Origin of the sequence: Euzebyella marina (assembly GCF_003687485.1) — a bacterium.
Classification (GTDB): Bacteria; Bacteroidota; Bacteroidia; order Flavobacteriales; family Flavobacteriaceae; genus Euzebyella; species Euzebyella marina.
The window spans coordinates 1,736,886-1,754,898 of record NZ_CP032050.1 but is presented as its reverse complement, the minus strand read 5'-3'; the positions used below and the strand labels follow the sequence as shown (position 1 = coordinate 1,754,898).

The 18,013-nt window shown below is 39.4% G+C and carries 19 protein-coding genes and 1 other RNA gene; 5 read left to right on the top strand and 15 right to left on the bottom strand.

Going from position 1 to position 18,013, the window contains the following annotated elements; genetic code table 11:
- The first annotated feature begins 93 nt into the window (after window positions 1-93).
- The 3 genes from D1013_RS07225 to D1013_RS07215 are packed head-to-tail and all read left to right on the top strand — an operon-like array spanning window position 94 to window position 2,112.
- A complete protein-coding gene (locus D1013_RS07225; RefSeq protein WP_121848218.1) occupies window positions 94-744 on the top strand; it encodes a hypothetical protein in 651 nt (216 codons plus the stop codon).
- Window positions 722-1,558 (top strand): DUF3822 family protein, encoded by an 837-nt coding sequence (locus tag D1013_RS07220; RefSeq protein ID WP_121848217.1) that lies wholly within the window; start codon window positions 722-724, stop codon window positions 1,556-1,558. The genes D1013_RS07225 and D1013_RS07220 overlap by 23 nt, the downstream gene beginning before the upstream one ends.
- Entirely contained in the window at window positions 1,558-2,112 is a 555-nt protein-coding gene (locus D1013_RS07215) for an RsmD family RNA methyltransferase (protein ID WP_121848216.1), read from the top strand. Before D1013_RS07220 ends, D1013_RS07215 begins: the two co-directional genes overlap by 1 nt.
- 11 nt (window positions 2,113-2,123) lie before the next feature.
- Here the strand turns inward: D1013_RS07215 and rnpB are convergent.
- Window positions 2,124-2,451: RNase P RNA component class A (rnpB, locus tag D1013_RS07210), an RNA gene on the bottom strand.
- A 120-nt stretch (window positions 2,452-2,571) separates the two neighbouring features.
- Between rnpB and D1013_RS07205 the strand changes: the two genes are divergently transcribed.
- Entirely contained in the window at window positions 2,572-4,437 is a 1,866-nt protein-coding gene (locus D1013_RS07205) for a DNA polymerase III subunit gamma/tau (RefSeq protein WP_121850650.1), read from the top strand.
- 6 nt (window positions 4,438-4,443) lie between these two features.
- On the opposite strand, the gene D1013_RS07200 is transcribed toward D1013_RS07205, so the two are convergent.
- The 7 genes from D1013_RS07200 to D1013_RS07170 are packed head-to-tail and all read right to left on the bottom strand — an operon-like array spanning window position 4,444 to window position 11,218.
- Window positions 4,444-4,797 carry a transmembrane 220 family protein gene (locus D1013_RS07200; RefSeq protein ID WP_121848215.1) on the bottom strand — a complete coding sequence of 118 codons (354 nt, stop codon included), beginning with the start codon at window positions 4,795-4,797 and terminating at the stop codon, window positions 4,444-4,446.
- Complete coding sequence (locus D1013_RS07195; protein ID WP_121848214.1) at window positions 4,794-6,173, bottom strand: alkaline phosphatase family protein; 1,380 nt, start codon at window positions 6,171-6,173, stop codon at window positions 4,794-4,796. Before D1013_RS07195 ends, D1013_RS07200 begins: the two co-directional genes overlap by 4 nt.
- Window positions 6,174-7,370 carry a metabolite traffic protein EboE gene (gene eboE, locus D1013_RS07190; RefSeq protein WP_121848213.1) on the bottom strand — a complete coding sequence of 399 codons (1,197 nt, stop codon included), beginning with the start codon at window positions 7,368-7,370 and terminating at the stop codon, window positions 6,174-6,176.
- 2 nt (window positions 7,371-7,372) lie between these two features.
- Window positions 7,373-8,536 carry a 3-dehydroquinate synthase gene (locus D1013_RS07185; RefSeq protein ID WP_121848212.1) on the bottom strand — a complete coding sequence of 388 codons (1,164 nt, stop codon included), beginning with the start codon at window positions 8,534-8,536 and terminating at the stop codon, window positions 7,373-7,375.
- 14 nt (window positions 8,537-8,550) lie between these two features.
- Window positions 8,551-9,453, bottom strand: a complete 903-nt coding sequence (gene eboC / locus D1013_RS07180; protein ID WP_121848211.1) for a UbiA-like protein EboC — start codon at window positions 9,451-9,453, stop codon at window positions 8,551-8,553.
- Complete coding sequence (locus D1013_RS07175; protein WP_121850649.1) at window positions 9,453-10,361, bottom strand: TatD family hydrolase; 909 nt, start codon at window positions 10,359-10,361, stop codon at window positions 9,453-9,455. The genes eboC and D1013_RS07175 overlap by 1 nt, the downstream gene beginning before the upstream one ends.
- Window positions 10,362-10,366: 5 nt before the next feature.
- Window positions 10,367-11,218 carry an EboA domain-containing protein gene (locus D1013_RS07170; protein ID WP_121850648.1) on the bottom strand — a complete coding sequence of 284 codons (852 nt, stop codon included), beginning with the start codon at window positions 11,216-11,218 and terminating at the stop codon, window positions 10,367-10,369.
- A gap of 155 nt (window positions 11,219-11,373) precedes the next feature.
- Between D1013_RS07170 and miaE the strand changes: the two genes are divergently transcribed.
- The gene (miaE, locus tag D1013_RS07165; RefSeq protein WP_121848210.1) at window positions 11,374-11,955 is read left to right on the top strand and encodes a MiaE family protein; all 582 of its coding nucleotides are present in this window, start codon (window positions 11,374-11,376) and stop codon (window positions 11,953-11,955) included.
- 49 nt (window positions 11,956-12,004) lie between these two features.
- Here the strand turns inward: miaE and ppk1 are convergent, their stop codons facing one another.
- From ppk1 to D1013_RS07130, 7 genes are all read right to left on the bottom strand, one after another.
- On the bottom strand, window positions 12,005-14,119 hold the full coding sequence (ppk1, locus tag D1013_RS07160; RefSeq protein WP_121848209.1) for a polyphosphate kinase 1: 2,115 nt from the start codon (window positions 14,117-14,119) through the stop codon (window positions 12,005-12,007).
- The gene (locus D1013_RS07155; protein WP_121850647.1) at window positions 14,120-14,605 is read right to left on the bottom strand and encodes a SixA phosphatase family protein; all 486 of its coding nucleotides are present in this window, start codon (window positions 14,603-14,605) and stop codon (window positions 14,120-14,122) included. It lies immediately after the preceding gene.
- 51 nt (window positions 14,606-14,656) lie between these two features.
- Window positions 14,657-15,304 (bottom strand): pyridoxamine 5'-phosphate oxidase, encoded by a 648-nt coding sequence (gene pdxH, locus D1013_RS07150; protein WP_121848208.1) that lies wholly within the window; start codon window positions 15,302-15,304, stop codon window positions 14,657-14,659.
- Between the two features lie 67 nt (window positions 15,305-15,371).
- Complete coding sequence (locus D1013_RS07145; protein WP_121848207.1) at window positions 15,372-16,277, bottom strand: ribonuclease Z; 906 nt, start codon at window positions 16,275-16,277, stop codon at window positions 15,372-15,374.
- Window positions 16,277-16,750: a DUF3291 domain-containing protein gene (locus tag D1013_RS07140; RefSeq protein ID WP_121848206.1), complete on the bottom strand. Its 474-nt coding sequence runs from the start codon at window positions 16,748-16,750 to the stop codon at window positions 16,277-16,279. The genes D1013_RS07145 and D1013_RS07140 overlap by 1 nt, the downstream gene beginning before the upstream one ends.
- Window positions 16,747-17,079 (bottom strand): ribonuclease Z, encoded by a 333-nt coding sequence (locus D1013_RS07135; protein WP_121848205.1) that lies wholly within the window; start codon window positions 17,077-17,079, stop codon window positions 16,747-16,749. Before D1013_RS07135 ends, D1013_RS07140 begins: the two co-directional genes overlap by 4 nt.
- Before the next feature lie 7 nt (window positions 17,080-17,086).
- Entirely contained in the window at window positions 17,087-18,013 is a 927-nt protein-coding gene (locus tag D1013_RS07130; RefSeq protein ID WP_121848204.1) for an aspartate carbamoyltransferase catalytic subunit, read from the bottom strand.

The window sequence follows — 18,013 nt, the reverse complement described above, 5'->3', positions numbered from 1 at the left end:
AGATAAACATGATTTTTAGGGTAAATACTTTTGCGATTGAAAAAAAATTGTAGATTTGTCCTAACCACTAAATTTAAATAACACTATTAAAAAATGAAGACCGTAATTCAAATTGTACTTTGGATAGTTTGCATTGGATTGGGATATCTTATCTATCAATCTGTTACAGGCCCCATTGAGTTTAATAAAGTGAAGCAGGAACGTTTTGCTCAAGTAATAGCAAAACTTAAAGACATCAGAAACGCACAGGAGGCCTACAAAACGGTTAACAAAAGATACGCTAAAGACTTCAACAGTCTAGTTAAGTTTATCGATACTGCTGACTATACTATTACCCAGCAGCGCGACTCTTCTTATATGGAGTTCAACGAGACCTATCAAATCGATATGCTTACCGAGGTCAAGATTATCGATACCCTAGGTACCGTTTCTGTAAAAGATTCTTTGTTCAAAAGTGATAATAGGTACAAGAATTTGGCCGATATTCCTTTTGCACAAAACGGTGAAAAAATCACTATGACTGCAGGCGTTGTAGAAAAAAGTGGTTACAAAGCTCCTGTTTTCGAAGCTAAAGTTGATAAGTCGATTATATTATATGATCAGCCAAAAACACTTTTAGATAAAGAAAAGGCCGAAATTGGTGTTGACGAAGTCAACGGACCTGCCATAACAGTTGGTTCTATGGAAGAGGTTAGCACAAGTGGTAACTGGCCACCAGTTTATGACAAAAAAGGAGAACAGTAATATCGCTTCAAATAACTCGGTAGAAGGTTTTAAAAAATTGTCCATTCAGGTTAGCCTGAATGGACTTTCTTTTTGTGTCTTTGATACGCTTTCAAAATCGGTAGTCAGTTCAAAAAATGAGGTATTCGAGCAGACACTAAACCCTTACGAACTACTCAAAAAACTGAAGCGACAACTTTCTGATGACCAACTAATTGATAAAAAATTCAGTGATGTGGTCGTTGTGCACCGCAATCAACTTTTCGGGTTGGTACCAAAACCTCTCTTCGATCCAGAGGAGCTAGCCAACTATCTCAAGTTCAACACAAAAATTTTGGCCAATGATCATTTGGCCTATGATGAGTTCGATAGTCATGACATTGTAAACGTTTATGTTCCTTTTGTAAACGTGAACAATTACATCTATGAACTGTTCGGCGAATTTACGTTTAAGCATAATGGCACCGTAATGGTCGAGTCTTTGCTCAAAGGCCAAGGACAAACCACCCAACCCATTTGTTATGTTTACATCTTGGAAAATCAGATGGATGTTACCATAACCGACCAAAAAGACCTCTTACTATATAATAGCTACACTTTCAATACCAAAGAAGATTTTCTTTACTATCTTTTATTCGCCCTTGAGCAATTGAAGTTCAATACCGAAAGTATACAACTCAAACTCTTCGGGGCAATAGAGGAAGGTGACCCTATCTACGAAATGTGCTACAAGTATGTAAAGAACGTTTCTATCTTTATTCCTGATTTCGGACCGCACAGCCATATGGAAGCCAATGAAGATAGTATCGACTTTACAGTTTTAAATGCCCTTTAATGCGAATAATCTCCGGAATACATAAAGGAAAGCGAATCAACGCACCTAAAAAATTACCTGTTCGCCCAACTACCGATATGGCGAAAGAGGCATTGTTCAATATATTGAACAACAGGTATTATTTTGATGAAATAAAAGTTCTTGATTTGTTCAGTGGTACAGGTAATATCTCCTTCGAATTTGGATCTAGAGGTACCCGGGCAATAACAGCGGTAGATGCTAATTCAGGCTGTATTAACTTTATTGAACAGACGGCAAGAAGTCTTGAATTGCCTATAAACGCAATTAGGGCTGATGTTTTTGGATATTTAGAAAGAATGACCGCCCCGGCAGATATTATTTTTGCCGATCCACCTTACAATCTATCGCTCGAAGAATTCGAAAAACTACCTAACCTTACATTTGAAAATAACTTATTGGGATCAGGGGGATGCCTAATTGTAGAGCATGCCAGTCAAATGGACCTTTCACACCTCGCCAATTTTAGCGAAAAAAGAAAATACGGAGGAAGCACGTTTAGTTTTTTCGAACTACCGCAAGAAGAAAACCAGTAGAATCAAACCAATAAAAAAGCAGGCCATAAGCCGGATTCTGTAAAGCTTCCCAAAGAAAACTTCCTTGTCATTTATCTAGTTTCGACATTACTGTCGAACTCCATCCGCCTACCCTTCAGCTCGGGCGTGCAGCCCTCAAACACTGATATACATGGCGTTTCACCGCATAGAGTTTACCTGATTTCACTACAGCATTACCTGTACATTCTTTCTGTTGCACTTGTCCTGTTCGCCTACGGCGAGCGACGGGTGTTACCCGCTATGCCGCACTATGGTGTCCAGACTTTCCTCTCCCTTTCCAAAGAAAATTGAAAAGGCAGCGACAAGGTGACCTGCTCGCCGGCAAAATTAGACCAATTGTTGATAAATAAAGACTTTATCCTCATGAAATAGACCAATTGAACACCACCTATTTTTATATTTGTATTGATTACTATTGAATTTAGAAAAAGTACCGGATTGGAACATTTTATAGTTTCGGCAAGAAAATATAGGCCCCAAACCTTTAAAGATGTTGTAGGTCAACAGGCAATTACCAACACCCTTACTAATGCCATTGATAACAACCATTTGGCCCAAGCGCTTCTGTTTTGTGGCCCAAGAGGTGTGGGCAAAACCACTTGCGCCCGTATTTTGGCAAAAAAAATCAATCAAGACGGTACCGAAAGTGAAGATGAAGATTTTGCCTTCAATATTTTTGAGCTCGATGCGGCATCTAACAATTCGGTCGATGATATTCGCAATCTAATTGACCAAGTTCGCATTCCTCCTCAAATAGGTAAATACAAAGTTTACATTATTGATGAGGTGCATATGCTATCTCAGTCCGCTTTTAATGCTTTTCTTAAAACACTTGAAGAGCCACCAAAGCATGCTATTTTTATACTGGCGACCACTGAGAAACACAAAATCATTCCAACGATTCTTTCTCGTTGTCAAATCTTCGATTTCAAAAGAATTACGGTCAAAGATGCTGCGGAATATCTAAAGTATATTGCCGAGAACCAAGGTATTAACGCTGAGGAAGATGCATTGCATATTATCGCACAAAAAGCCGATGGTGCCATGCGCGATGCCTTATCGATTTTTGATCGCGTTGTCAGTTTTTCGGGTAAAGACCTTACACGTAAGGCAGTTACCGAAAACCTCAACGTGTTAGACTACGATACCTATTTCGAAGCAACCGATTTAATATTGAACCATGATATACCAGCCTTGTTGTTATTGTACAATAAGACATTATCTTTTGGTTTCGATGGACATCATTTTATTACCGGTCTCGCTTCGCATTTTAGAGATTTGATGGTATGCCAACATCAAGACACCATCAATCTTTTAGAAGTAGGTGACGGCGCCAAAAAGAATTACCTTGAACAGTCTAAAAAAACATCAAATTCCTTTTTATTAAGGGCTCTTGATTTGGCCAATGATTGCGATTTAAAATATAAGACCAGTAGAAATCAACGCCTCTTGGTCGAACTTACCTTAATGAAACTGGCATCAATAGATTTTGATGCCGAAAAAAAAAACTCTAGCAGCAACTTAGATTCTTCTGCTGCTATCAATACGATAGCGCCGGCAAGTTATTACCGGTCGAAGAAAAGCACGAAATCTGACCCCACTAGTACTGTAAGTGAGGTTTCACCGAAAGAAACGGTTGCCGAAATAGAACCTGAGACTGCCAATACTGTTCTTTCTAATTCTGATGACGAAACGAACGTACCAAGGGAAGAAAAAGCTAATTCTTCATATAAGCATAATCAACCTATTCGTTCTCAAATTGCCGAACCTGAAATAAAGAAAGAAAAAGCGCAACCGGAGTTATCGGAAGAAGCGAAGAAACTAAAACTTGACATTGCCAAAAAAAGGGTATCGGCACTTTCAATTTCGAGTTTAAAGACAAAAAAAGAACACGAAAACAATCGTAAAGATGTTAGCGTTGACCTAAGCAAATTGCCAAAAACTGCATTTTCAGAAGAGGACATGCTAATGCATTGGAACGATTTTGTAAAGGAAATTGATGCCAAAGGACGGAAAATTCTAGCTTCAAATCTCAATACCGATGTACCTAAACTTATAAACGAAACCACTATTTGGATAGAACTACCAAATAGTACCATGAAAAAGGAAATCGAGCGAGAGCAATATGACCTAATGGAATATTTAAAGTCGAACCTCGATAACTATTTTATTGAACTTAAGATTTCGGTCAATGAGGAAACAGCGAAAAAGTTTGCCTTTACCCCTGAAGAGAAATATGAAAAACTAAGGGAAAAGAATCCGGCGATAGATTTGCTACGCCAAACTTTTGACCTTGATCTGTAATTTGGTCTAATTATTTTTTTGAAATCGTAGCCTCAACGAAAAAATTAGAAATACCGTCGCTACAATTAACATACCTACCGCTTCACGACCCCTTTCAATGTTTTCAATATCACCTTCACCAATGGTAAAACCTTCAAACTGATCGGGCCAAAGAAAAACCGTAGCCAACAAATAAAGAAAACTTAGAATAATAGAGAACATAAAGTTCAATTTTCCATAGGCAAAAAGAAGGGAGCCAATAGCGGCCAAGCCGTAAATAATGTACCACAGAAAAGCATCAGGGTCGTTATATTGCAAATACGCTGCCCAAAGGCAGAGAATTGCAAATACAACACCTATAATTTTAAATAACCTGTTCATATTTCTTCGGTAATATGCTTCTCCAAAATAGAAAAAACATCAGTTGCCTTGATTTCTTTTTCAAAAACCGAACTTGGATTATCTGAAATAAATATAGGAAAGTCGGCTTTGTCTTCAGGTACCCGGCCATGAGAACCTTTTACTAAGTTTGCGTCAAGCGGAATAATATCCAACACGGTTCTAAAACCCATTTTTTTCTTTAGAAGCTTCCATGCCACTTTTAACATCACCAGTTTGTCTTTAGGATTGGTGAGCATTTCTACTGGATCATAGCCTGGCTTCTTATGAATATCGACCATTCGGGCATAATCAGGAGCTTTAGCATCATCAAGCCAGAAATAATACGTGAACCATGAAGATGGTCCGGCTATCACGACTATATCACCTGCGCGTTCATGGGCCAAACCATGAGCAGCAATTTCTTCACCGGTAAGTACTTTTTCAACACCAGTTATAGACTCTAATAGCGTCTTCACTTCCTGTTTTACAGATTGGTCATTCAAATAGATATGCGCGATTTGATGGTCGGCCACGGCAAAAGCCTTACTCGCTCCTGCATCCAAAAGCTCCAGACCTCTTTCAACTCGTACTGAAATATACCCCTTAGACCTTAAAATTCTATTCAAGTGAATCGGGTTATCAACATCGGTTATCCCATATTCCGAAAGAATAATAACTTGCGCATTACGCTCTTTAAAATGATTTACCAGCTTTTTTACTACCGCGTCGATTTCATTCAAATCTTTCTTAATCTTTTTGAAATCATGACCGTGACGCTGAAGGTTATAATCTAAATGAGGCAAATAGACCAATGATAAAGTAGGATCGTGAAGTTGATCGGTTCTAATAGCGGCATCCGCTATCCATTGGCTAGATTTTATGGAAGTCTTGGGTCCCCAGAAATGAAATAAAGGAAAGGTACCCAATTCATCTTGTAATGTATCTCTCAATTCTGCCGGATGGGAATAACAATCTGGAATCTTACGACCATCGGCCAAATAATTAGGCCTGGGCGTTACACCATAATCGGCATTCGAGTACATATTATACCACCAAAAAAGGTTGGCACAGGTAAAATGCGGATCTATCGATTTAAGTTTATCCCAAATTTTTTCAGATTCAATCAGCTTGTTCGATTGTTTCCAAAACTTTACCTCGCATTCATCTTTAAAATACCATCCGTTGGCCACAATACCATGTTCCGAGGGTGTTTTTCCCGTCAGATAGGTAGCTTGCGCCGTACAGGTCACCGCTGGAACCACCGGATCGATATGGGCGGACCTCCCATTTTTTAGAAAAGCCTCCAAAAAGGGAGTATGCTCACCAATCAACCGTTGTGTAAGACCAACTACATTTATGACAACTGTTTTCTTCATTTAGTTGTACTTTTCTAAGAACCACTTCAATTCCCTAACGATAGATTCATTTAAATCTCTCTTTAGAGCAGGCGGGAGTACGTCCCAAGTGTAGGTTTCAATTTCTAGATGCTCGGAAACAGCATTCCCTTTTATATAATCAATGACCTTGACAATATGGTCTTGGGTGGAATACAACTCTCCAAAACTTTCAAGAAAAATAGGAACGTGAAAATGTGCCCTCAATTCTTCAAAAGGTTTTCTTTCTTCTAACACCTCAGGTAAATCGCTATAGGTCTTAACCCTTCCGTCTATTCTCTCAGTCACTTGATGCAGGTAAACAGGCTCATCGAACTGCGATAGGGCCTTCCATATCTTTTCATTATTGTGCTCATCAGATATAATCTTCAACGCAGCACTTACCTGTATTTTACCAATCTTAATACCGGACTTTTCTAATTTCTCAAAAGTTTCTTGAGGCTCTTCAAAAGCCAGTGAAAAATGGCAAATGTCATAGCAAACAGTAATATGCCTGTGCACTAATCGAACAGCCTCACTTTCATCGATTGCTAACTTATCAGTCAAATATGATTTAGCTAACGGAATCAAGTAATCGGCAAAAAATTTAACTACCTCATCACTGTTCTCCATCAACCCGTCAGGTTCTGGTTCTATATCGAGATGTAAATAAGTGCCTTGTCTTTGTTCTATATCCCTTAAGTGAACCACCACTTCTAAGAGATGCTGAGCACCCTTTTGAAATGCCTTGTCGGTTTCTTCAGGTGTTTTATGCCAATATTTATAACTAATGGGTGAGGTTGATATTCCCCCGGATAATCCCTCTGGAAGTAATATCAATAACTGGTCAAAAAGTCGCTTGGTGTACGTAAGACGCTCTACCTTGGTCCAATCAGGAGTATGCACATCGTCTTTCACCCGTTCATTATGAAAGTTTCCGTAAGGGAAGCCGTTCATCGTAAACACGTATACTCCTTGATCGTCAAGCCATTTTTTAAATTGAAGTAATTTACCCTCAATACCAAGTTCTTCACTGGCTATGTTGGATAATCTAAGGCCTAAACCAAAAGGTCTATGGCTACAAACTTCTTTCTTTATCTCAGGTACGTGACGCTCAATACTCTTGAAAGTAGTATCCCAATTGGAGCCGGGATGAACGTTGGTACAATAGGTAAGCTGTAAATTTTCTTTTATATACAATGCTAAACTGCTTTTGATTCGGAGATTTCGTTAACCAAATTTAGGGCCTTTTTCATAAGGGCTTCATCAATTTCATGAACATCATGTTTCTCGCCCAAGGCTGAAATAAGTGTTATGGTCAATTTACCGCCCAAGTGCTCCCTAAACTCTTGAATACCTTTTAGAAGTCTGTCAATTTCATCTTCTGTACTAATTGGAAAACGCAAATCGAACCCAATGCTCTGAAATACAGACACCACACGATTAAAATCACTTTCAGATATCAATCCGGTAAGGTAAGAATAGGCCACGTCTAGTACGATGCCCTTAGCCACCGCTTCACCATGGCGTAATTCATAGTTGGTCATTTGCTCGAGTTTATGGGCAGACCAATGGCCGAAATCCAAAGGCCTTGAAGACCCACTTTCGAAAGGATCACCCCCTTTGGCTATATGCTGCATATGCATCTCGGCACACTTGTAAATGGTGTATTGCATGACCTCCATATTTCGCTCACTCAAAGCGAGACCATTATCCTCGATATATTTAAAGAAATCAACATCTTTGATAAGCGCCACTTTCAGGGCTTCGGCCACGCCGGAAATCCAGTCACGTTGCTCCAATGTCTTTAGAAACAGAGAATCATTTATGATAGCAAACGGTGGCGCGAACGTACCTACGAAATTCTTTTTTCCGAAGAAATTGATGCTATTCTTAACACCCACTGCCGAATCGTTTTGCGACAATACCGTAGTCGGAATACGAATCAATTTTACTCCCCTGTGTGCTATTGCCGCGGCATATCCAGCCATATCAATAACGGCTCCTCCGCCAATGACCACCACAAAAGAATGCCTACAAATAGCGTAATCATTGATTCCGTCGAGTATTTGATTTACATACTTCTCACCGTTTTTACATGCTTCACCACCCTGAACTACCAAACTATGGGTATGTACCAAGTTTTGTGAGAATTGCTTACAGTAAGTATCTATCTCTTTTAATAAATTCGGATGCGCCTCTACCACGCCATTGTCTACAACGAACAATAATTTGACCGGCTCATCTTTATATTCCTTAATCAGGCTTTCAAAGAGTGAATTATCAGTCTGAAATACGCCTTCTGTAAAAAATAGCCTATAGCGATAGGCCACTTCAAAATTCTGTTCAATCGTTTTTATCATCATCAAAATTTAAATACTTACGTAACTGCAAACAGTTTCGCAAGACTTTTCGAAATAGGTAGCAAGGCCAATATGACCAGTCCATACCACCAATACGAAAATGTTGCCCCAATAGAAGCATCGAGTATAATCAAAGATATGACTCCGGCCATGACCGCTCCCTTTATATTTTTAGGAGAATTGTCCATATAAGCTTTATATAAAGGCCGAAATACCATAAAAGCAAAAAATGCTATATACAATAACGTAACCCAAAATGTTTGCGTATACCAAAAAGATACCGCCAATAACGCCATAATCACCAATGCATACAATACACCGGCCAATATGATATGGCCTTTGTTCTTACCATGCACTTCACCTCTACTTATTAGCGTAATGGCAAAAATGTAAACAACAGGAATCACCGCCAACCAGACAAACTCAAAGTTAGCCAGAATGGATATACCGAGTATGAGATTCAATCCGCGGCACAACCCCATAACCAATGGGCCAAAAAATCCATTTTTCTTTGCTACCGCGTCATAGAGTACAATCGTGAGCGCCAAAACCAATGCAATATGACCGGACAGGAAAGAAACCGAATAGGCCAAGGCAAGCCCAATCAACATTGCCAAAGAACCATACAAAGAGGCATTTCTCAAGGACACCACGCCACTAGGTATCGGGCGTTCAGGACGCTCAACCTTATCCAATTTATAATCAAATACGTCATTGAGTATGACACCCCCGGCATATAGAAAAACCGAAGCGAAAACAAGACACACAAACTCAATCCAGAATGAGGTCGAAAAATCTGTAAGCCCTATTTCACCAATAAATGCCTGACCAATGGCAACACCGGCAAAAATATCGGCCGCAGCCGTAGGTAAATTTGCCGGTCTTGCCAAACGGGCGTACCCCAGAACAACCTTATTCATTACTTAATTTGGTCTGCATCTACTCGAGGCTCTTGCCCTCTAAGCACACTATTATCATTAAATAGCTGTGCTTGATTGATACCTTTGGGGTTTAACCAATCTTCTTCCTTCATTTTTCCATTGTATCCGAAGACATCCAAGGCGTTTTGATAACATGTTTTCACCACATCTTCTTTGGCAATACCCCTTTTTAACATTAAAGAGGCCGTTTTTGGAACAGCTAACGGATCACTTACGCCCCAATCAGCTGAACTATCAACTATGATATTGGTGCTTCCAAACTTTTTGACCACCTCTACCATTCGTTCATTGCCCATTTTCGTTTTTGGATAAATAGTAAAAGCGGCAACAAAACCACGGTCAAGTACATCTTTTACCGTTTCTTCATTGTTATGGTCGATAATGACCTTTGAGGGGTCAAGACCATGCTCAAGGCATACTTCCATACTTTTTATGGTACCTGCCTTTTTATCACGATGAGGGGTGTGAACCTGCACGACCATATCCAATTCCTTGGCCATTTCTAGCTGCATTCGAAAGTATTTATCTTCAGCAGGTGTTTGGTCATCATACCCAATTTCACCGATGGCGACCACATTTTCTTTGTGCAGGTACAACGGTAAAAGCTCTATTACCTCTTCAGCTAAGGCTTCATTATTAGCCTCCTTAGAGTTCAGCCCTATCGTGCAATAATGTTGTATGCCGAACTGGCTGGCCCGAAACCTTTCCCAGCCCACCAGACTGCTAAAATAATCTTGAAAAGAGCCGACCTGTGTTCTAGGTTGCCCCATCCAAAAAGAAGGTTCTATTATTGCCACTACCCCTGCTGCGGCCATTGCCTCATAATCATCGGTCGTTCTCGATGTCATATGCACATGGGGGTCGATTATCATCATTTTATCTTCCATAATCATCATATTACATTATTCCAAGTAATGGCACCTTTGGCCACTTGGTCGTTAAGTTGAGGGTAATTTGCCAGTAGTGATTTTGCGCCACCGTTAGAGGAAAAATAACAGCATAAGGCACCTGCCTTGTTTTCCGAATCTTTTTCACTATCCAACAGTCTCTTCACATCGCCTAAAATGTTTTCATCTACATAATTTGTAACAGGTCTCCAGAATAAAGGATCAATATCTCGAGAAGCGGCCCAACGCTCATGGGCATAATCAGAAATGATTCTTGCCAAATCTTTATTGGCTCTTGTATCGACATCCAGAATTTTCGAAAGATCAAGCTGCATGAATGCGGCTTTCAAATACATCTGGTTCCACTGTTGGTCATTGAAATACTTTGCGGGATACGGATTACCCATACTAACCGCCTCAAAAACGGTTGCTATATTCGTGCGAAGTGCTTCGACAGCAACATTTTTATACTTCTCGGCATTTGGTAAAAGCACCATGAATTTCAAAAATGTTACCAGCTCACTGGTGTCGGCTACCTGAATAAGGTTAGCGACCTTAGGCTCAAAAAATTCGGCATTCTCATTTAAAACCTTTACCAAAAGATAGATTCTAGCTATTTCAAGCAAATTTGCTTTTTGAACCATGAGGTAATCACCTATTTCAGGTGATGCTTCAATAGCCAATATAGATTTGGCATTTACTTTACCGGCTAGCAGGCTATAAGTTAGATATAGGTCTTTGGTCGAATTGGAAGAGAGTATTTTTTCTATTTTGGATTGAAGCCAAGCATAGGCTTCAGAATCCAAATTATTTTTCAAGAGCAATTGAAGCTCTTGTTCAATTAGGTTAGAACTCATGTTTTTGGTTTCGACTTTTGGTTTTTGGCGTTGTCTTTTTAAGAAATTCGTAAAAAAACAACTAACTACAAATCTAATTATTCCAAAGGGAAACTTGTGCAATTCTCACCGTGCATTCTAAAGAAACTTATTAATTTTACAAAAAATTAAGATTTATGCTCGGCTTGAAGCTTCCTACCGACCCAAGATGGGTCAATATTGTCGAAAAAAATATTGACGAAATTCTTACCGATCACGCGTATTGCGAACAAAAAGCTGCGAGTACGGCAATTTCACTGATTATCAGTTTTCCGGAATATACCGATTTGGTAGATGAAATGATCGCTCTTTCACGTGAAGAGATGGGCCATTTTAAAATGGTACATGATAGAATTGTAAAAAGAGGGCAAACTTTAGGCAGGGAAAGAAAGGACGAATATGTAATTGCCTTAATGAAATTCTTCCCTAAAGGAGGCAGTAGAAACACTCACTTGGTACATCGATTATTATACGCCGCCTTAATCGAAGCAAGAAGCTGTGAACGTTTTAGGTTACTTTCCGAGCAGCTGGAGGACAGAGATTTGGCCGAGTTTTATCATAAACTCATGGTCAGCGAAGCCAATCACTATACTATGTTTCTCAAGTTTGCCCGAAAATTTGGCAAGCGAGAAGAGGTAGACCAAAAATGGAGCGATCTTTTAGAGTACGAGGCCAAAATCATGAAAGATCTCGGAACGAAAGAAACCATTCACGGCTGATATTAAAAATTCTTCTGCCCAACCGTGAAGCTTTCATAAAATATCTCATTCACATATTGATACCTTCATCAATATTATCTCCGATACCTAGTTTATCACGGTAATAATCATAAAGTGCAAACTGAGACCTTATTTTCGGTTTGTCGTTCTTGCGATAAAGGTTTTTCTGCTCTTCATCGAAAACTCTGGCCTTGACATTATCATTCCATGAAATATTGAATGTATCGATAAGTTCCTGCTTGATATCCTCATCATAAATAGGACAACCCACTTCTACCCTATTTTCAATATTTCGGGTCATAAAATCTGCAGAAGAGATATATACCTTAGGATCACCTCCGTTACAGAAAATAAACAACCGAGGATGTTCAAGAAACTTATCCACCACGCTGATGGCCTCGATATTCTCACTCATACCCTCAATGCCCGGAATCAAACAACAAATACCTCTAACAATCAATTGAACCTTTACACCGGCATTACTGGCCTCATAAAGTTTGTCAACCATCTTATAAGAGGTAAAACTGTTCATCTTGATTCTGATATACGCCTCTTTGCCCGCTTTTGCATTGGCTATCTCTTTATCAATCAGTTTCTTAAAGAAACTCTTGGTATAATGAGGCGACACAATTAAATGCTTGTACTTATTGATTTTATAAGTGGTCTCAAAGAAATCAAATACTTTGTTCAGCTCTTTCAAGATTGGCTCATTCGCCGTAAAAAGAGTGTAATCGGTATAAATTCGAGCAGTTGACTCGTTAAAATTACCGGTACTTATAAATCCGTATCTCTTAATTTCTTCATTCTCTTCGCGCTCTATTAGGCATATCTTACTGTGTACCTTTAAACCTGGCACCCCAAAAATCAATTTTACGCCTTCTGCCTGCAATTCTTCCGCATACTTAATATTGGCCTGCTCATCAAAGCGAGCCCTCAATTCAATTTGAAGCGTAACCTGTTTGCCATTTTTAACGGCATTTGATAAACAAGCTGCTACCTGAGAGTTATCGGCCAAGCGATAAACCGTAATTTTTATGCTTTTTACCTTCGGGTCTAAAGCCGCTTCCCTTAAAAATTTGAGAACGTATGAAAACGTATGGTAGGGCGTGTACTGTAAGTAATCTTTCTCGGCAATTTTCTCTAAAAGGCTTCCCTCAAGATTCAGGCCTTTAACAGGCAGAGGTGTAATCTTGTCATACATCAGGTCATCTCTACCAAGACTGGGAAACCCCATGTAATCACGTTTATTATGATACCTACCTCCAGGAATGACGCTATCTGCATCTTCAATTTGCATTTTATCCTTCAAAAATTCCAGCGTATCTCTCTCAATACTCTTGTCGTAAACAAACCTTACAGGATCACCGATTTTTCGGTGCTCTACACTTGAACTAATTTTTTCGATGAAACTTTTGCTCAGGTCATTATCAATGTCAAGTTCGGCATCTCGCGTAATCTTGATCATATGGGAAGTGATCGATTTATAATCGAACATCGGAAAAACGCTATCCAAGCAATAACGAATCACATCATCTAGAATAATGATAAAATTCTTATCGCCTTCTTTCGGCAATACTATAAAGCGATTGATTCCTTTTGGTATTTCGATTAGAGCATATCTTTTTTCCCTTTTTTCATAGGTACTTTTGGTACGATCATCACTCCTGAGAATCATCTTAACGGCCAGATAAGCGGCCGTATCCTTAAGCATTGGAAATTCTGCAAAATCACTTAATATGATGGTCATCAATTGCGGACTCACCTTTTGCAAAAAATACTTTTTCACAAATGCCCCTTGCGATTCAGAAAGCTCTCTTTCGTTTAGAAGATAAACATCTTGTTCTTCAAGTTCTTTCTCTATTTTCTTTAGAATCTCAACACTTTTTCTCTGCTGGTCGATTACTATTTTCGTTATCTCTACCAACAGGTCTTTTGCCTTTTCACCCCCTAAAACGCTTTTACCTGACTTTCCTGCCTCGAAAATGCGTTTTACAGTAGCATAACGAACCTTAAAGAATTCATCTAGGTTATTTGAGAATATACCCAAGAAACGCAACCTCTCGATTAAGGGAACATTTTTATCTTCACATTCTTGTAAAACTCGTTCATTGAAACGTAACCAACTGATTTCCCTATTAATATACCTAGGTCTTGTTTTAATCATTTATCTATAATCTTTCGGAAAAATTGTTTGAATAGTGGTTCCCTTTGAAATGGATTTCCATTGTGCAACGTCAAATTGTAAATGTACCAATCCACTTGTAGGAACGTTGTCAATATAGCTATTTCCTAAGGAATTGGCAAGATGGGTAAACGCATGGTTATGCCCGAAAACCATAATGGTAGACAAGTTATCGTCAAGGCTTTTTATAAACTCTAAATCAGAATCCCCGGAAAAATCATATAGATTCTTTTCGACCCTAAAATCAGAAAAAGGAAACTTTAGCTGCCTTAAAAAAATCATGCAAGTATGTAGAGCGCGATTTGCCGGACTTGAGAAAACGGCATCTATATCAACCTTCTTTTTATAGAAAGCCTCCGACACCAATAGGGCATCATTAATACCGCGTTCTTTTAAAGGCCGGTCTTTATCACTCACTGAGTAATCCCAAGACGACTTACCATGACGGACCAAAATCAAGTTTTTCATATTCATATAGTTTAAATACAACCCAATTTAATACCTGTACTATTTAATGCTCTACGGAGCCAATCGCTCTACCGTCCATAAGCCATTTTCGGCTGGGCGATATCTTATGCGGTCGTGCAATCTATTGGGTCTTCCCTGCCAAAACTCTATTTCAACAGGTTCAACCAAATAACCTCCCCAATGTAAAGGTCTTTGTACTTTCTTATCTTTAAACTCTTCCTCAAGATGGGCCAGCCGTTCCTCCAAAAACTCCCTAGAAGGTATGACTGTACTTTGATCACTGGCCAACGCGCCAAGCTTGCTACCCGTAGGTCTAGAATCAAAATACTCATCAGAAGTTGAGGCATCAACTTTGTTGGCCACACCTTTAATAATCACCTGTCTTTCTAAATTAGGCCAAAAGAACGAAAGGCACACATGGCTATTCTCAGCAATCGCTACTCCTTTTTCGCTCTCATAATTTGTATAGAACACGAAGCCCTCATCGGTAAATTCTTTTAAGAGCACCACCCTACTCTTCGGAAAACCATCGAGCCCAATGGTCGACAAGGTCATTGCATTGGGTTCTTCGACACCGCCTTGTTTCTCCGTCTCAATGAACCATTGCTGAAAAAGCTCCATAGGCTCATTGGGAACCACCTCTTTGGTCAGTTCGTTTTTCTCGTAAGATTTGCGATAATTTCCTAAATCTTTCTGCATGGTCAAAGGTTTATATACCGTTTACCAAAGTTCAGCAAAAGAACAGGAACTCGAAAGTGATTTTCTTCTAAAACTCAAAAACTTTTCCGTCGTCTGCCAAATGAACATTCGGAAAAATTTCTTCGGCCTCTTTCTTGAAAAAATCAATGGTTTTATACCTTGTGGAATAGTGGCCCAACACTAAGGCGCCTACGTCTGCCGATTTAGCGATAGTAGCCGCCTCTTTGGCCGTGGCATGTTTTGTTTTAGTGGTGAGATGCTCCTCTGACTGAAGAAAGGTAGATTCGTGATAAAGGGCATCAACTTCTTTTATTTGAGGTACTATTTCAGGTCTATAGGCCGTATCGCTACAAAAAGCATAGCTTTTTGGTGCTGGCGGGTCAATGGTTAAAAGCTTGTTGGGGATAATGGTACCATCTTCGGCAGTAACATCTTTCCCTTTTTTGATGTTTCTGAAATAGGCCTTGTCGATTTTAAATTTGGCTACCGATTGAATGTTCAGCTTACGCTCACCTTCCTTTTCCCTAAAGAGAAAACCATTGGTATAAATTCTATGATCTAAAGGAATGGTTTCTACACTCACATTATCATCTTCAAATACCACTTCAGGAATTTTAGACGATAGCTCGTGAAAGAGCAAAGGAAAATTGGTCCATGAGTCACCTAATTTGAGCATTAGCGTGATGCCTTCTTTAATTCCTTTAGGGCCATAGACATGAAGTTCTTTCTCTCTTCCCAAAAGTCGCAAGGTGGAAATGAGACCTGGTAAACCAAAGAAATGGTCCCCGTGCAAATGGGATATGAAAATGTGGTCTATTCTTGAGAATTTAATTCTGTTCTTGCGAAGCTGCACTTGGGTTCCCTCACCACAATCAATCAAAAAAAGATGATTTTTTATTTCCAACACCTGAGAGGTGGGGTTGGTAAGGGTGCGAGGGGTAGCGGCATAGCAACCAAGAATATTTAACTTCATTAACTCTCTGGCTTGTAGTTTAAAGACTCTTCAGCGGTAAATTTCCCCTTAAAACTAAATGCATAGGGTGTTTCGCCGTGCTCGTTTAGGTATTTCAACCGTTGTTTAGCTTCTTCCGGACTAGGCTCTACTCCTTTTTCTACATACCAGAGGCACATGTGCCTATCGACCATTTGCTGAAACCACTCTTTCTTTCGTCGCAGAACACCGGCATGCTGAGAGGCATAGGTGAAATTAAAAAGAGCTTCCTTAGATTCCCAAACACTCATATTAATGATTAGAAAATCATCTTCAAAGACCCTCAACGCAGTAGCATTGTTATCATCGCCCTTTAAGCGCCATACAAACCCCGGACTAGCCTCTGCAATGCCATTAATCCTATCTAGATTATTGACAAAACCTTCCATAACCGGACTATCCAAAGGTTCTAAAACCCTTGCAATATTTACCTGCGCCAAATGGTATTCACTCATAGTTCGAGATCTCTTTCTATTTCTTCCATCTCAATAATATCGTGTGCTTCTTGAATAGTCGGTACCACGCAAATCTTATCGGGTACATCGTCGTAAGACACTTTATCGGTCACCAAAACAAATGATTTGTTACTCTTCTTATGTAAATCTGATAATTGTAAAAATTCGAGCACATCGTCTGCTTTCAATTTTGAAAATGAAAACAAATTGACAATAATATGCTCGTTCTTTATTTTCGGGTAAGCCTCGTTCAAATTATTCAGAAAAGTAGATAGAGTCGTTTTTTCCTGAAAAACAATAGTAGTTGAACCATCAGAATCAAAAATCATAACTAGGTTATTTAATTTTAGAAGCTAAAAGATAAATTACTGCCATACGAATGGCTACACCGTTCTCAACTTGATTTAAAATTATCGATTGCTGAGAATCGGCCACATCGGTAGTAATCTCAACACCCCTATTAATCGGGCCAGGGTGCATTATCACTATTTTTTTATCTAAACTATCAAGCAACTTCTTATTGACGCCGAATTGCTGGGTATATTCCCTTGTAGTAGGAAAATAACTTATATCAAGACGTTCATTTTGAATGCGTAGCATGTTTGCCACATCACACCAGTTCAAAGCCTTTCTCAGATCGGTTTCAACACCGACCCCCAGAGATTCGATGTATTTGGGAAGCAAAGTTCTTGGTCCGCATACTTTCACGTTCGCTCCTTGCAGCTTCAACGCAAATATATTGCTAAGTGCCACTCGCGAATGAAGAATATCACCCACAATTACAACGTTTTTTCCACCAACATCACCAAGTTTTTCCCTAATGGAATAAGAGTCGAGCAGTGCTTGGGTCGGGTGCTCATGGGCCCCGTCACCCGCATTAACTATCGATGCCTTTACATGTTTTGACAGGAAAATACCCGCCCCGGGATTTGGATGCCGCATTACCACCATATCAACTTTCATCGACAGAATGTTATTGACGGTGTCAATAAGAGTTTCACCTTTCTTAACCGATGATTGCCCGGCAGAGAAATTAATCACATCAGCCGACAATCTTTTTTCGGCCAACTCAAAAGACAGCTTCGTACGGGTGCTGTTCTCGAAAAAAATATTTGCAATAGTAATATCCCTTAAAGAAGGTACCTTTTTTATAGACCTATTTATTACTTCTTTAAAATGGTCTGCTGTCTCAAAAATGAGCTGAATATCTTTTTCGTTCAGATATTTAATACCCAATAAGTGCTTTACACTTAACTCGCTCAT

What these genes read in the sequence shown, in the direction of transcription:
- D1013_RS07225 (WP_121848218.1), top strand. Translation starts at nt 94, where the DNA reads ATGAAGACCGTAATTCAAATTGTACTTTGGATAGTTTGCATTGGATTG.
- D1013_RS07220 (WP_121848217.1), top strand. Translation starts at nt 722, where the DNA reads ATGACAAAAAAGGAGAACAGTAATATCGCTTCAAATAACTCGGTAGAA.
- D1013_RS07215 (WP_121848216.1), top strand. Translation starts at nt 1,558, where the DNA reads ATGCGAATAATCTCCGGAATACATAAAGGAAAGCGAATCAACGCACCT.
- D1013_RS07200 (WP_121848215.1), bottom strand. Translation starts at nt 4,797, where the DNA reads ATGAACAGGTTATTTAAAATTATAGGTGTTGTATTTGCAATTCTCTGC.
- D1013_RS07195 (WP_121848214.1), bottom strand. Translation starts at nt 6,173, where the DNA reads ATGAAGAAAACAGTTGTCATAAATGTAGTTGGTCTTACACAACGGTTG.
- D1013_RS07185 (WP_121848212.1), bottom strand. Translation starts at nt 8,536, where the DNA reads ATGATGATAAAAACGATTGAACAGAATTTTGAAGTGGCCTATCGCTAT.
- eboC (WP_121848211.1), bottom strand. Translation starts at nt 9,453, where the DNA reads ATGAATAAGGTTGTTCTGGGGTACGCCCGTTTGGCAAGACCGGCAAAT.
- D1013_RS07175 (WP_121850649.1), bottom strand. Translation starts at nt 10,361, where the DNA reads ATGGAAGATAAAATGATGATAATCGACCCCCATGTGCATATGACATCG.
- D1013_RS07170 (WP_121850648.1), bottom strand. Translation starts at nt 11,218, where the DNA reads ATGAGTTCTAACCTAATTGAACAAGAGCTTCAATTGCTCTTGAAAAAT.
- miaE (WP_121848210.1), top strand. Translation starts at nt 11,374, where the DNA reads ATGCTCGGCTTGAAGCTTCCTACCGACCCAAGATGGGTCAATATTGTC.
- ppk1 (WP_121848209.1), bottom strand. Translation starts at nt 14,119, where the DNA reads ATGATTAAAACAAGACCTAGGTATATTAATAGGGAAATCAGTTGGTTA.
- D1013_RS07155 (WP_121850647.1), bottom strand. Translation starts at nt 14,605, where the DNA reads ATGAAAAACTTGATTTTGGTCCGTCATGGTAAGTCGTCTTGGGATTAC.
- pdxH (WP_121848208.1), bottom strand. Translation starts at nt 15,304, where the DNA reads ATGCAGAAAGATTTAGGAAATTATCGCAAATCTTACGAGAAAAACGAA.
- D1013_RS07145 (WP_121848207.1), bottom strand. Translation starts at nt 16,277, where the DNA reads ATGAAGTTAAATATTCTTGGTTGCTATGCCGCTACCCCTCGCACCCTT.
- D1013_RS07140 (WP_121848206.1), bottom strand. Translation starts at nt 16,750, where the DNA reads ATGAGTGAATACCATTTGGCGCAGGTAAATATTGCAAGGGTTTTAGAA.
- D1013_RS07135 (WP_121848205.1), bottom strand. Translation starts at nt 17,079, where the DNA reads ATGATTTTTGATTCTGATGGTTCAACTACTATTGTTTTTCAGGAAAAA.
- D1013_RS07130 (WP_121848204.1), bottom strand. Translation starts at nt 18,013, where the DNA reads ATGAGCGAGTTAAGTGTAAAGCACTTATTGGGTATTAAATATCTGAAC.